The organism is Telmatobacter bradus, assembly GCF_048629425.1.
GTDB classification, from domain to species: Bacteria; Acidobacteriota; Terriglobia; order Terriglobales; family Acidobacteriaceae; genus Telmatobacter; species Telmatobacter bradus.
Window position 1 is genome coordinate 97,031 of sequence record NZ_CP184533.1, and the last position, 12,801, is coordinate 109,831.

Annotated in this window: 12 protein-coding genes; 4 read left to right on the plus strand and 8 right to left on the minus strand. The window is 52.6% G+C overall.

What is annotated here, in order from left to right:
* Positions 1-2: 2 nt before the first annotated feature.
* A complete protein-coding gene (locus ACOBR2_RS21355; protein ID WP_420240066.1) occupies positions 3-1,682 on the minus strand; it encodes a Mu transposase C-terminal domain-containing protein in 1,680 nt (559 codons plus the stop codon).
* Between the two features lie 458 nt (positions 1,683-2,140).
* Here ACOBR2_RS21355 and ACOBR2_RS21360 point away from each other — a divergent pair, with 458 nt between their 5' ends.
* The 3 genes from ACOBR2_RS21360 to ACOBR2_RS21370 all read left to right on the plus strand — a co-directional run bounded on the left by ACOBR2_RS21360 (position 2,141) and on the right by ACOBR2_RS21370 (position 6,562).
* Complete coding sequence (locus tag ACOBR2_RS21360) at positions 2,141-5,227, plus strand: Tn3 family transposase (protein WP_420240067.1); 3,087 nt, start codon at positions 2,141-2,143, stop codon at positions 5,225-5,227.
* 121 nt (positions 5,228-5,348) lie between these two features.
* Positions 5,349-5,849 (plus strand): hypothetical protein, encoded by a 501-nt coding sequence (locus ACOBR2_RS21365; RefSeq protein WP_420240068.1) that lies wholly within the window; start codon positions 5,349-5,351, stop codon positions 5,847-5,849.
* Positions 5,850-5,944: 95 nt separating this feature from the next.
* Positions 5,945-6,562, plus strand: a complete 618-nt coding sequence (locus ACOBR2_RS21370) for a hypothetical protein (RefSeq protein WP_420240069.1) — start codon at positions 5,945-5,947, stop codon at positions 6,560-6,562.
* Here ACOBR2_RS21370 and ACOBR2_RS21375 read toward each other — a convergent pair.
* The 3 genes from ACOBR2_RS21375 to tnpA form a co-directional block, all read right to left on the minus strand.
* Positions 6,532-7,185: a hypothetical protein gene (locus tag ACOBR2_RS21375; RefSeq protein ID WP_420240070.1), complete on the minus strand. Its 654-nt coding sequence runs from the start codon at positions 7,183-7,185 to the stop codon at positions 6,532-6,534. The genes ACOBR2_RS21370 and ACOBR2_RS21375 overlap by 31 nt on opposite strands.
* Before the next feature lie 294 nt (positions 7,186-7,479).
* Entirely contained in the window at positions 7,480-7,659 is a 180-nt protein-coding gene (tnpB, locus tag ACOBR2_RS21380; RefSeq protein ID WP_420240071.1) for an IS66 family insertion sequence element accessory protein TnpB, read from the minus strand.
* Complete coding sequence (gene tnpA / locus ACOBR2_RS21385; RefSeq protein WP_420240072.1) at positions 7,656-8,096, minus strand: IS66-like element accessory protein TnpA; 441 nt, start codon at positions 8,094-8,096, stop codon at positions 7,656-7,658. The genes tnpB and tnpA overlap by 4 nt, the downstream gene beginning before the upstream one ends.
* A 78-nt stretch (positions 8,097-8,174) precedes the next feature.
* Between tnpA and ACOBR2_RS21390 the strand changes: the two genes are divergently transcribed.
* On the plus strand, positions 8,175-8,306 hold the full coding sequence (locus tag ACOBR2_RS21390; protein WP_420240137.1) for a transposase domain-containing protein: 132 nt from the start codon (positions 8,175-8,177) through the stop codon (positions 8,304-8,306).
* Between the two features lie 108 nt (positions 8,307-8,414).
* Here ACOBR2_RS21390 and ACOBR2_RS21395 read toward each other — a convergent pair whose 3' ends face one another.
* From ACOBR2_RS21395 to ACOBR2_RS21410, 4 genes are all read right to left on the minus strand, one after another.
* A complete protein-coding gene (locus ACOBR2_RS21395; RefSeq protein WP_420240073.1) occupies positions 8,415-10,337 on the minus strand; it encodes an oligogalacturonate lyase family protein in 1,923 nt (640 codons plus the stop codon).
* Entirely contained in the window at positions 10,334-11,335 is a 1,002-nt protein-coding gene (locus ACOBR2_RS21400; RefSeq protein WP_420240074.1) for a thioredoxin domain-containing protein, read from the minus strand. The genes ACOBR2_RS21395 and ACOBR2_RS21400 overlap by 4 nt, the downstream gene beginning before the upstream one ends.
* A 19-nt stretch (positions 11,336-11,354) precedes the next feature.
* Entirely contained in the window at positions 11,355-11,747 is a 393-nt protein-coding gene (locus tag ACOBR2_RS21405) for a hypothetical protein (RefSeq protein WP_420240075.1), read from the minus strand.
* 528 nt (positions 11,748-12,275) lie between these two features.
* Complete coding sequence (locus ACOBR2_RS21410) at positions 12,276-12,770, minus strand: hypothetical protein (protein WP_420240076.1); 495 nt, start codon at positions 12,768-12,770, stop codon at positions 12,276-12,278.
* Between the last annotated feature and the right edge of the window lie 31 nt (positions 12,771-12,801).

Genomic DNA, 12,801 nt, shown 5'->3' on the forward strand with positions numbered 1-12,801 from the left:
GGCTACCACTCCTCGATCTGGTCGAACGGTTGGGCTGGCGACTGTCTTTCGGTCTGCGAATCAGCGATGCCCGAGTCTGGCGGAACGGGCTTATCAGGCGGGGCCGACGCTTTGAGGTGCTTGCGGCGATCCGCATCGCGCCGCGCCTTGCGTGTGGCCTTCTTGGCGGTGGTCACGATGTCGCGCATCTGCCCGATCATGCGGAACAGCGCCGACTCGTCAACCTGTTCGCGGCCAGCCTGACGCAATTTCGCCAGCGCCTGGCGTTGCTCCCAGAGGGTGACGGCAGGGTGCGACAGGGTGCGGTAGGGAATTTCCAAATAGTGCTGCCCCTCCGGTTCCAGCACCCAGATGCGGCTAATGTCGCGCGGGTCGCGACGGATCAGAAAGGTGGGAAGGCGGTCGCGCAGCGCGATCCACGGCTTGAGCACGTCTGCATAGTAATGGATGTGGTCGATGACAAAGCCGCTGCGGGTTAGAGTGCGGCGAATGACGGGCAGGAAATCGACCAAAAACGTGGTGGGCCGGGTGACGACGCCCGGCATGCCGACACGAGCCACGGCCGCGGCCCAGCTTGCGGCAGGCGGCTGGAGCAGACCGCCATGCACCGAGCCGTGGTAGGTGCCGACGGCCAGCACGAGCCATCGTTCCAACTCGCGCAGCGTCAGGGCGGCCATCTTCTCGGACGCGTACTCCCCGCGCTGATCGGGATTCGAGAAGGTCGTTCCCGGCAGTTCGTCGTGGATCATCTGCATCGCCGTGCCGATGATCCGCTCCACGATGCCGCCATAGTGCGGCTGTCCGGGCGGACGATAGTCCAGCCGGATGCCATGCTGTTCGCAACCACGGCGCAGGGCTTCGCTCTTGAACTCGGCCGCATTATCCAGATAAAGCTGCCTGGGCTTGCCTCCCATCGGCCAGTCCGTCTCCACGTTCAAACCTTCCAGCCAGGAACGTTTGTCGCTGACGGCATGTGCGAGGCACAGGCCGGTCGAAACGGCGGACGGAGCTTCCAGCGTAACCACCATGCCCGGTACGCAGCGTGTAAATACGTCAATGGCGATGGTCAGGTATGGGCGGCCAATCGGTTGACGGTCGCGCTCGTCCACGACGATCACGTCGATGACCGTGTGATCGATCTGCACTTGCTCCAGCGGCTCGGCAACTGCGGGAGGCACACCGCCAGCGCCTTGCAGTTTTCGGGAGGCATCCCGGCCTTCCCGGCTGCGCATGGTTTTTACCGGGTCGAGACGGGCTATCCGCAAAGCCAATGTGTTGCGTGCAGGCACGGGCAGCTCTTGCGCTTTGCACAACTGCGCAACTTCGCGGCTGAACGCCGCCAGACTGCGCTTTTGCTTGGTCAAGAACCGCTTCTTGAGCAGTTCGCGGATGATGCTCTCAACCGATTCCGGCAAACGCCCTTTTCCTTTGCCGCCGTCGGATCGCCCTGGCGTCATATCCGTCACAAGACCTTCGCCTTGCCGGAATCGGCAGAGCAGGGCATAAACCTGACGCCGGGATAGGCCAAGCGTTTGAGCGGCGGCATCGGCCGCCTGATGACCGACCTCTTCGAGCGCTGCCAGCTCGCCGATGATCTCTGCCCTGTGCCGAGCCACATTCCATACTGCGGCCGACAGGGTGGCTACCCCTCGCTCAGTGATTGGTGGTGAATCGGATGCCATGCCCACACCTCACTTCGGTGCATATGAGTATTGAGCATAGAGGAGTTTGGTGCACATGACTTCTGAAATTTAGCTGTCAGGAGTCGCCTGCACTACAGGCGGTAAACCCTAGATATTGGTGCAGTCGTCTTCTGAAAATGACACCCTCACTGGACCTTGCCCTATTGAGAGAGCCGTACATTGCCAAGTACGGCTGGCCGCTCATAGTAAGCACTATGTATGGTTGGGAAGATGTGGATCTGGGAGGGATGCCGGAGTCGATGATCGAAGAGACCGCTTTCAAACGCCTGATTTTCCGCGCGGCACTTCGCCATGTTAGCCCTATGGAATCCGGGTCATCTCCGTCCCAGACCGCATGAATATGACCGATTTCAATGACATCTTCAGCACCATGAAATGCAATTTCCAATTGCCGTGCAGAAAGTGCATTTTTTGCACTCGCCGAAAGTCACTCGCGCATGGCCTCTGACTCCCGTCGCCTGTCCATCCTGACCGCACAGGAGATCGATGATCTTTATGGTTTGCCACGCTTCTCGGAAGATGACCGCCGCCTTTACTTCGATCTGAGCCCGACGGAACGCGAGTTGGCCGACGGCGTATTTACCATCTCGGTGGCGGTTCATCTCGTCCTTCAGCTTGGATACTTCAAGGCTAAGCGGCAGTTCTTTGTTTACTCGCTCGATGCAATAGCAGACGATCTGGAACATATCCTCCGCCGCTATTTTCCGACGCGGGATAGGAGTGAAATCAAGGCGATCTCCAAACCGACACGCCTGGAGCAACAGCAGGTAATTCTCAAGCTTTTCGACTATCGGTTATGCACTGCCGCCGCCAAGGAAGACCTCGAACAGAAGGCGCAGCGAGTTGCGATGCTGTCGGCGCAGCCCATCTTCATTCTGCGCGAAGCCCTGCAGTATCTGGCCCATCAACGCATCGTCACCCCAGGGTACACGTACCTGCAAGATATGGTTGGGCAGACTGTCTCCAGCGAACTCCAGCGAATGACCGGCTTGCTCGACCGAGCACTGACCCCGGAAGTCGAGCGGCAACTCAAGGCGCTGATCGAGGCCGGCGAGGGCATGTACCAAATCAGCTTGCTCAAGCACGAGCCGAAGGATTTCAGCTATGGAGAGTTGCGCCAGGAGGTGGAGCGCCGCAAGTTCTTCCAGCCGCTATTTGAGTTCGGCCATAATTTCTTGGCAGCGGCTGGCTTGTCCAAAGAGAGTGTGAAGTACTATGCCTCGCTGGTCCAGTTCTACACCGTCTACAAGCTACAGCGGATGGCCACCCCAACGGTCCGCCTGTATCTGTTGTGTTTCGCCGCGCACCGCTTCCGCCAGATAAACGACAACCTGATCGAGGCCTTCATTCATCTCATTCATCAATACGAGCAGGAGGCCAAGCTCGCGGCCGAGGCAGCCGCCGTGAAAGCGATAACGGAAGCGAGCACCAATCTGAAAGCTGGCGGGCAGGTCCTGAACCTGTTTCTTGACCCATCCATTGCGGACTGGACTCCATTTTCCATGGTCAGGCAGAAGGCGTTCTCCTTACTCAATCCCGAACGCTTCGTTCAGGTTTCCGAGTATATGCGGAAGATCGAGTTCGACAGGACCGCGTTCGAATGGGCCTACTATGGCACTCTCCATTTTAAGTTCAAGCTCAACCTGAGGCATCTATTCTGCAACCTGGACTTCGCGGGCTTGGTCGAGGATGCGCCGCTGCTCGAAGCGGTAGCCTTCTTGCAGAGTCTTCTCCGCGATGGCAAATCACTTCGGCAGGTACCTCCTGCCGATTTCCCGACAGGCGTTATTGCCAAAGGGGCGCTGCGCTATATGTACACTGCGGCCGAGAAGCGCAAAGACAAGCGTCTGGAGGTTGATCGCTACGAATTCCTTGTCTATCGTCAGCTACGCAATGCGCTGGAGGCAGGCAACGTGTACATCCGCGACAGTAACGATTTTCGCAGCTTTGAGGACGATCTGATCAGTGCCGAGCGCTGGAAAGACAAGGATGCCGTGCTGCGCGAGATTGGCTCTCCTGTTCTGCTGGCACCGATCGAGGAAACGCTTGCCACCCTGCGCGCAGAACTGGAAGAAAAGTACGAGCACGTCAATCGGCGCATCGAGAACGGCGAGAACAAACATATCAAGATCACCGGCACCGGCGATAAGCGCCGTTGGACGCTGATCTATCCCACAGAAGAAGAGCCCATCAATAGTCCGTTTTATGGCCATTTGCCGGGTATTGGTGTTGCTGACCTCTTGCGATTCGTCGCCGAAAAGACCAACTTTCTGAGTGCCTTTACCCACGTCCTGGGCCGTTACGTGAAACAGGAGGCCGATCCGCGTCATCTCCTTGCCTGCATCGTCGCCATGGGAACCAACATGGGCCTCTGGAAGATGGCGGAGGTCTCCGGCCTCAGTTACTCGGCGCTTGTGACGACGGCGCGCAATTTTCTGCGGGCGGAGACGCTGCACGCGGGCAACGACGAGATTGCTAACGCCACTGCCAAGCTATCCATGTTCGACCAATACGACATCGGTGATCTGAAGCATTCCAGCAGCGACGGCCAGCGCATCGAAACCCAGATCCACACCATCAATGCCCGGCACGGCAGCAAATACTTTGGATTGCAGAAAGGTGTGAGCTCCTACACGCTGGTCGCCAACCAGGTGCCTTGCAACGCGCGCATCATCGGGACGCACGAGCACGAGTCGCACTTCGTCTTCGACATCCTGCACAACAACACGACCAACATCCGCCCGAAACGGCATTCCACCGACACCCACGGCACCAACCAGGTGAACTTCTTCTTGTTGTTCTTTGCTGGCTACCAATTCGCGCCGCGGTATCGCGACCTGCACAAGAAGATCGCCAGTCTGGTCGGCTTCCAGCATCCGAACCACTATGCCCACTACCTGATCAAGCCGGCGCGGAAAACCTTCGATGCGTTGATCGTCAAGGAATGGCCTAACATCCAACGTATCCTGGCATCTCTTGCACAAAAGGATGTAACCCAGGCGACGGTCGTGCGCAAACTGAGTTCCTATGCCCGTCAAAACCAGACCAAGAAGGGGCTCTGGGAGCTGGACAACATCCTCAGAAGCATCTACATCCTTGACTTCATCGACAATTCCACTCTGCGGCAGAGCGTGCAGAAGGCGCTCAATCGCGGCGAGGCTTACCACCGGATGCGGCGCGCAATCTCCTATGTCAACTCCGGCAAATTCCGCGTGAAGACCGAAGCGGAGCAGCAAATTTGGAACGAATGCTCGCGGCTGATCGCCAACGCAATCATCTACTACAACACCCTGCTCCTCTCGCGGGTATACGAGCAGAAGCTGGCAGCAGACGACTTGGAAGCGGTCAAGGTTCTCAAGAGCACTTCACCCGTTGCTTGGCGCAACGTCAATCTAATCGGCAACTTCGACTTCACGACCAGTTCGACGCCGGTCGATATCGAAGCCCTGGCTGCACGTTATCAAAATGAAGATTTCTGGCGACTCTCCATGCAGGAAGAAGATGAGGAGGGTCCAGAACGGTAGTCGAAGCCAATTTTACCTTTTCGAGGGGTTGGGCAAAAATAGCCTATATAGGCATATCGTCATCTTTATTTAGGGGACGATGGAATACAATTCAATGCGCGTAGTAAGGAGCTCCGCCCACGTGACGAAATACGAAGAAATGCGGGAAGTAGTAATGGGTAAGCAACGGGATTGGAATGAAATGAAAGATCGTTGCTATGGCTATTTCGGAAAGTTTACTAAAGGTCTAACTCAATACATCGGTATCCCAGATGACCGAATCAAGTGGCTAAAGAAAGTCGATAATGAGGTGCGATATTTACCCGCAGAAGAAGGCGCGGACTACACAGAGATGGGTGCCATCCAATTTTGTGAGGAAGACGGGTATTGGCACCTCGGTTTAGCAATCACTCTGTCCAAGCCTGGTGTATTCCCTTCGCTTTGGTATGGTTTCGCAATCATGCTCAAGGAAGACGAGAAAGACGTATTGCTCAAAACTGGGTTCGAAAATAAGGAGTGGCGAATTCCATCAAACCAAATCGGTAGCTACAATGAGGCATTCGAAAGGATAGCAACCGCTAGCCTCGAAGTATTAACCAAAGGCAAGACATATCGACCCACGGGGATAGGCTTCTTGTCTTAACCTAGCTGTAGTGAACTGTATTTGAAACCATGCTGTGGCTACTTTTACACGTATTCCGATCGTAGGCATTCATGAAATTCAAGCCTGGAGATGCAATGGATACGGCGCATTGTGTTGCGCTCAAGCATGAATTTTTGCGTTGCGAAGATGCGTTTAAGGATTTCGAGACGTATGGAACCGTCATGATCATGCGGGCGCAAGCTGAGGCCGGAGGGGCTACTCCAGCACCCGCCGACGAAACACGCCTGATAGCTTACAAAACCTACAATGCTTATGCGCGTTTCATCCATCATCTCTACGAATTCATACTCGGTGCGGTGGCAAGAGACAGAGGCGATACCGTGCCGCTGGATGCGAGCCTGAAAGATCGTTACATCGGCGGCTGTGCCCAGCGCATCCTGACTGGCAGGCGTCAAGCGATACTTAATGGAACTGCTCCGGCTTGGGAGAATCATATTAGCGATCTTCCAGAGAAGGTTCCCCCGGAATTCGCGGAAAGATTTCGGAAGATGCGAAACAAGATCAGCGGCCATGTGACGCATGAACGCTCGGTCATCGATTTGTCTGATTTTTACGACAGCTACCACATGTACACCCACGGTAAGGATTCATGTTGGATTGTCACACTCACTCAGGCCGCAGGAGCATTTTGTCGAATTGAGGTACCGGCGAGGAGAAGAAGCTACGGCCCGGTGCGCTTCCAGATGCCCTGAAAGCGGGCGTTCAGGGCTCCGCAAAGTCCATTGTCGCTGGCGACGATATAGTGGCCCAGCAGCGTCATATCGATAATGCAGCTGTCGGGCCCACTCTCGACAAAGTGCAGCCGGTTGCCGTCGGGCGTAGCCGTGCCTTTCATATCACCGAAATGCGCATTGTCGCCGGCTCCCTTCCATTGAGCACTGCCCTCCAAGCGCAGCATGCCTGGCTTTTCCCCAGCGCGGATTGCAACCCGGTCCTCGCCACCTACCCAGATCCCCTCCCATACCTTTAAGGGCGGTTGCGGGTTAGATGGAACAACGCGCAACTCAGCCGTGCGAATCCACGCCGGCCCACCGTAGGTGGAGGTAGAGAAGTAGCCGCACGTCCAGTCTCCGCTCTCCCGATAGATCAGGATCGGCGTTCCCGGCGCGGCGGAAGAGGCAACGCAGCCTTTCTTGGATTCGCAAAACGCCAGTCGCGTTGCGCGCTGGGCCACCTCCGCGATGAGCAGTTTCTGTTCTGGCGGCGTGACCCAGCCGTCGTATGGAAAGCGGCAGGCTTCAGTGGGCTTGTTCTGTGCGATACAGATCGGCACCCAGCCGAGAATCAGTACAAAGGACAGAGCAATGGATTTCATTGGAAATTTCACCTTGCACGAGAAAACACGACCATTACATCCTACTTCTTTGATCCAACTCGAAGTCGTTTAGCTTCACTCTCAGCTGGTCGGCCATGCAGGGGTTTTGATCTTGTTGGAGCCAGTGTGCCAGAAAGGGGTTGTTCGTGGTTTCGTTAAAAACTCAATGATTTCGCAGGAATGAGAGTCTCGAATCGTGTGGGCAAAAACGACCGTTTGTGGCACACCCTATCAGCAGGAGCGCGCTGACGCCCAATTGGTCTCGTTTCACACAACGAGTGTGACAATTCCGCACTAATCCTTACCGGGGGTGAACTTGATTACATCCCCTCGGCGGCCGCGAAAAACAAAAACCTGACCGCCCAAAGGACTCTGCTGAAGCGTTGTCTGTACCATAGCGCTCAGCCCAGTGAAACCTCGCCGCATGTCTGTCACTCCGGCGACAACCCATATCTGCGTGTTGGCGGGAATCATCCTCGCAGGCTCTCCAACACGGCACGGATCACCGCTGAATCGGCACTGCCAACCACGCTCACGAAGGCACGACCGGGAAACTCAATATGCACTGCTGCCGCTGAGGACGCCGCCATGGATGCAACTGGAGGCACCGTCGACTTTTCTTCCTGTGCAGACGTGTCTTGTTCATCTGCGCCAGACTCGTCGTGGACCACCACCGGCAATAGATGCACTTCGCTGACCGAGGCTGCGCTGGGTGCTTGATCCAAAATCCCGGCATGATAGAGCTTACGCCAATGAAAGAGCTGGTTGGCGTTCACCCCATGCGACCGCGCCACCGTTGCCACCGATACCCCGGCGGATAGAGTCTCCTCTACAATCCGACGACGCTCTGCCTGTGTGCGGTACCGCCGTGTCGTTTTCGTACCAGCAATAGCCTGTGAGCTTGTATCCATGGACGCCCTTTCGCTGGACAGCTTCTGCCGCCCTGCAATCAAGAATGCCCATCCGCATGCAGACTCGTCCAGACGGCCATACGTCGACGCTTACTTGAGCCGGAACTCTATCTGCAGCGCGTCCTTGAAAAGATTCCGGATTGGCCTATCTCGCGTATCTCCGAACTTCTGCCCTGGAACTTCTCGGAATCTCTGACCAACCCCGCCTGATCTCATGTGTCCACTTAAAAATACGTGGACACTTGAGATCTCGATTCACAAGATGAGCTCCCCCGCAATACGGCCTGCGGATGACGCTTACGTTCGAAGCACAAAACACTAGCGCGCAGGCAATATCACAGTTGCTGTAGAACCGGTCTGGATACAGCCAATAACCTCTGGATCATCACTCGTAGTCGTTCCGCACGATGAGGAAAACTTGTAAGCATAGTGCTTCCAGTTGACAAAAAACGTAACAACAGACGGATCAGCCGGAAGTTTAACAGCCGCAGCTCCGTTCATACTGGTTTTATACCAGGCTTCTTTGATGGCGTCACTCGTGCGCACCAAAAACGGCGCCTGTGGAACAGAATTGCGGTTCGCATCTTGCAAAACAATCACCATTTTATCCGCTCTCTTTTCTTCCGCCACTGCAGCAGAAGCCACTATCGCAGATGGGGTATTTGCATGCAGGGTAATCTTGTTTTGCGATGGTGCCGTAAACATCTCTCGAATCGTCGTTGAACAAGCATTATTTGGGCAAGCGATAGTGAAGCGATGCAGATCTTTATCCAAAGAAATCTGCTGCGTCGTTCCATCCTGCCCGGTAAGATATTGACCTACCTGCGCACCTGTATCCAGCGATTTCACAATCACGAGAGCATTAGACATAGGAGTATTGGATGAATCCACTACCTGAATTGTCGCCTGCGCAGTGTTCGATCCTGTTGTCCAGGACGACGGCTCAAAGGCATGCTTTCTCGCTGCACCCTTTGCCCGATCTGCTCGAGCAATTTCTACAGCAAAGACATATGTGGGGCCAAGCATGCTCGATGTGAAAATAACGTATTTGTGATCTGGGCTAATCTGGATATTGGGCTCAACGTTGTAATCGTGCTTGGACAGGTCAACGAGCTGTTCCGATTCAACAATACCTTCTTTAAAGCGGACCTTTCCCCTCTCATTTTTTGCGCCACCGTACAAATGATACAACTGAATCCATTGCCCATTAGAAGAACTTGCCGCCATATACTCGCTGGCACCATCCCCAGCAAATACCCCGGATTCTAGATCTCCGTTGAAGTGAATAGACCACTGATCGCGGTCCATCTGATACCGCTGCCGTTCTCCTGTTGCAGTGTTGTAGCCTGCCAGATAAAACGCTTGCCCCTTGGGCGTCTGTAGGTCGTACCATATTGTCTTTCCATCACGGTCCCAAAACTCATGTCCGGCCGTTTCTTTCGCCATATCCAGACTTCGCTTATGAAGGGTTTGATTCCCTGATCCGTCAGCATGAATCGTCCATATACGATCGACTTCATTCCATGGGCCTTCATGGCAGTACATCAACAATGAAGAATCTGTAGGAGAAAAGAGAACGTGATTTAGCCAGTTATTGGTATGCAGAATCGCAGAAACAGCAGCGGTTTGAATATTGAAGGTAAAAAGAATCGTCGGCGGATGCGAATCAAAGCGCACTCTTTCCAATGCCTTCTTGGAGTTCTTAATCCCGTCCGCTACGGTTGGAATAGTGAAATTTGGATCGGATGTATCAATGTACGCACCGGCAAGCAGAGTGTCATCAGCGTTAATTGTATTGATAGTTGCCTTGGAAGGCAGGACTCCAAGACGTTGCAATTCTCCGGTAGAGATATTGGCTTTATACACTCCCTGGTCATTGTGTTTCATGTAGTAAACGGCCGAAGACCTGCGAGCCATTACGATGGCTCTTATTGAACCTGACGCCAACAAATGAGATTTAAATGTCGCCATATCGACGACATAGATACCATCCTCTGCAAAATAGACCATCTGCTTCCCGTCAGGAGTGAACGCGTTATTGTTAAAATAAAGCCCCCTGGAGCCGGGCTGTTCGGACAGTTGAATAATCCGATGCCCTGTAGCTTGATCAATCCACGAATGCGAGGGGATTTCACTTGCTGCCCTACGGCTAGACATCGCTTGTGCTTGGGCAGCAACAAGGCAAACAAGCCAAAATAGGTTGATTCTAAATCGAGCGGAAGATGCAAAAATATTGTTCATTGCACTCTCTCCTTACTGACACACTCATTTGCTCTTTTAGGTGCGGTTGTTGCAGACGAAATGAGTCTCCCCGTATGAATAAGATCATTGTCAGAAGCAGAAGAAGATTTAGATGGATTTTTTGATATTCCATCAATAATATTCTGCAACTGTGTTACGTCCTTAATACCGCGATAGATCATTCCGTTAATAAACAAGGTTGGTGTGCCTGAGACCCCGAGGCTTTTTCCTAAATTCACATCCTTGTTCACCGGGCCAAGAGACAAATCGTTTTCAATGCAACTATGATATTGCTCCTGATCGATCTTTAAATTCTCTACGACAAAACTAGAAACTCGATCCTTCACGTTACCAGCATTCAACTGTTGCTGGTTCGCAAAGATGTAATCATGAACTTTCCAGAATGCGTCTGAATCTTGCATGGACACACATTTCGCTACCTTGGCCGCGTCCATTGCCCATGGATGCATCGAGAGTGGAAAAAACTTGTATACAATGCGCGTTGGGGTTACCTTTCCATCCTGATTTACTTTCATGAGCATGTCTGCCATGCGTTTGCAGAATGGACATTGAAAATCTGAAAACTCTACGATAGTCACGCCAGCATCTTTTGGCCCGATACTTGGAGATGCACCAACCGTCAGGCTTTTAGCAATCCGCTCCCTGTTGGCCTCTTCTTCAATTCGCGGATCGACCCGCATGTCGTATAGCGTTGGCGCTAAGTATGATCCATCTGGGCTGAGGTATATAGATATTTCTCTTTGAGGTGCTTGATATTTAAATATCCAGAAACAAGCATCATTGGCCTGCTTATTTTCAATCAGTGTAAGATCGGCCTTCGAGGCTATTTTGTAACGCACACTGACATATTCAAGTACCTTTGCGCGTATACTATCACTAGGGATAGTACACTTGTTTGCCTGTGCGTTAAGGCTTGTCAGAAACGATATCCCAACCGCCAATGCCAGGAAGAATTGCGAAAAAACATTGTTTAACATACCAACTCCTCAATAGCTTTTACGAGCGCAAAGAATACATGGCGAGGTCAGAATAATCAATCGCAGATATACTGGCCACACTCATATGGATAGCAACCGCCGCCACCTCCGCCGCCGCCGCCACCGCCATCTCCTCCACCGCCATCGCTACCATCACCGCACTCCCCATCGCAAGTACACGGATCATCGTTACAATCGCAGTAGCTGTACCCCGTACACGATGAACTATCACAAACGTCGCTACAAGTACCACTCCCATTACAGTTTCCATCGCAAGTACACGGATCGTCATGACAAGCACAATAAGTATATCCAACGCACGATGAACTATTGCAAACGTCACTGCAGTCATCATCGCACTCTCCATCGCATCTGCAAGGGTCATCATTGCAACCACAATAGGTGTATCCATCGCACGATGTATCGTCACATACATCGGCGCACCCGCACGTGTCACCTAAACACACAAAACCATCTTCACAGTCACTATTACCTGAGCATGGCTCTCCGCAGTTAGATCCGCAATTATCACACGTATATCCTGGGCATGACGTATCATCGCATGCATCGCTGCATCCGCATGTACCACTCATACAAGACAGACCGCCTGAACAATCATCATCTGTAGCACACGTCCCTCCGTTATCGCTGACGCCACACAGACCATCAGCATCAACAGATCCACTACAGCAATCTCCACATTCGCACGAAAGAGCAATTCCACTAGATGTACAGGTGCTGTCTGCATCTACAGATGCTTGCGCTATTACCATTTCCCGCGACGCCACAAGTATGGTCACTAGCATGATGAGGCGAAACGGCACATACGATAGCATTACTTTTTGCTTGCCTGAAATGATTCTCTCTCCACCCATCAAGCTACCTCCATCAATATGCATTTGCATGCGACACATTGATTAACATCACATTTCACGCGAAGCTACTGAATCGACCTCAATATCGAGTAGGCATCATCTTTCTGAGGGTTGTTTCCAATATAATCAAAATGAACAACGAGATAATCACTAACACAATAAAGATGATGGTCGACAACATTTCTGCAATAAAAATTCATTTTATCGCCGCGAACTACAACCGGAAATTGAGCGATATATTTCGTATAGTTATTATTCCCAATGTTATGCAATAAATAGCTTTTGTCATTCATAACCGAAACTAAAATAAACGGTCCTTTATATGTTCCGAATTCTGCCTTTGAGATCATTAAGATCTTTTCTTTTGGAGTAACGTTTGTAACTCTCCACAGGAGAGGAAGATTCATTGAGTATTCACCTACGTACACTTTTGACCCGCGCACAACGTGCATAAATATCGAAATAGCCGCATTTCCAATGCCATATGCCAGAGTGCCGCCGAACAGCAAACATGCTATTACAAGCAGAAATTTCACCGATTTTACCATTTTACAATTCATCTCCATCTCCTAAATGCTTGATTTTCTGCGC

Coding starts and splice junctions, on each gene's coding strand:
- ACOBR2_RS21355 (WP_420240066.1), bottom strand. CDS start 1,682: ATGGCATCCGATTCACCACCAATCACTGAGCGAGGGGTAGCCACCCTG.
- ACOBR2_RS21360 (WP_420240067.1), top strand. CDS start 2,141: ATGGCCTCTGACTCCCGTCGCCTGTCCATCCTGACCGCACAGGAGATC.
- ACOBR2_RS21370 (WP_420240069.1), top strand. CDS start 5,945: ATGGATACGGCGCATTGTGTTGCGCTCAAGCATGAATTTTTGCGTTGC.
- ACOBR2_RS21375 (WP_420240070.1), bottom strand. CDS start 7,185: ATGAAATCCATTGCTCTGTCCTTTGTACTGATTCTCGGCTGGGTGCCG.
- tnpB (WP_420240071.1), bottom strand. CDS start 7,659: ATGATTCCCGCCAACACGCAGATATGGGTTGTCGCCGGAGTGACAGAC.
- tnpA (WP_420240072.1), bottom strand. CDS start 8,096: ATGGATACAAGCTCACAGGCTATTGCTGGTACGAAAACGACACGGCGG.
- ACOBR2_RS21395 (WP_420240073.1), bottom strand. CDS start 10,337: ATGAACAATATTTTTGCATCTTCCGCTCGATTTAGAATCAACCTATTT.
- ACOBR2_RS21400 (WP_420240074.1), bottom strand. CDS start 11,335: ATGTTAAACAATGTTTTTTCGCAATTCTTCCTGGCATTGGCGGTTGGG.
- ACOBR2_RS21405 (WP_420240075.1), bottom strand. CDS start 11,747: ATGGATACACCTATTGTGGTTGCAATGATGACCCTTGCAGATGCGATG.
- ACOBR2_RS21410 (WP_420240076.1), bottom strand. CDS start 12,770: ATGAATTGTAAAATGGTAAAATCGGTGAAATTTCTGCTTGTAATAGCA.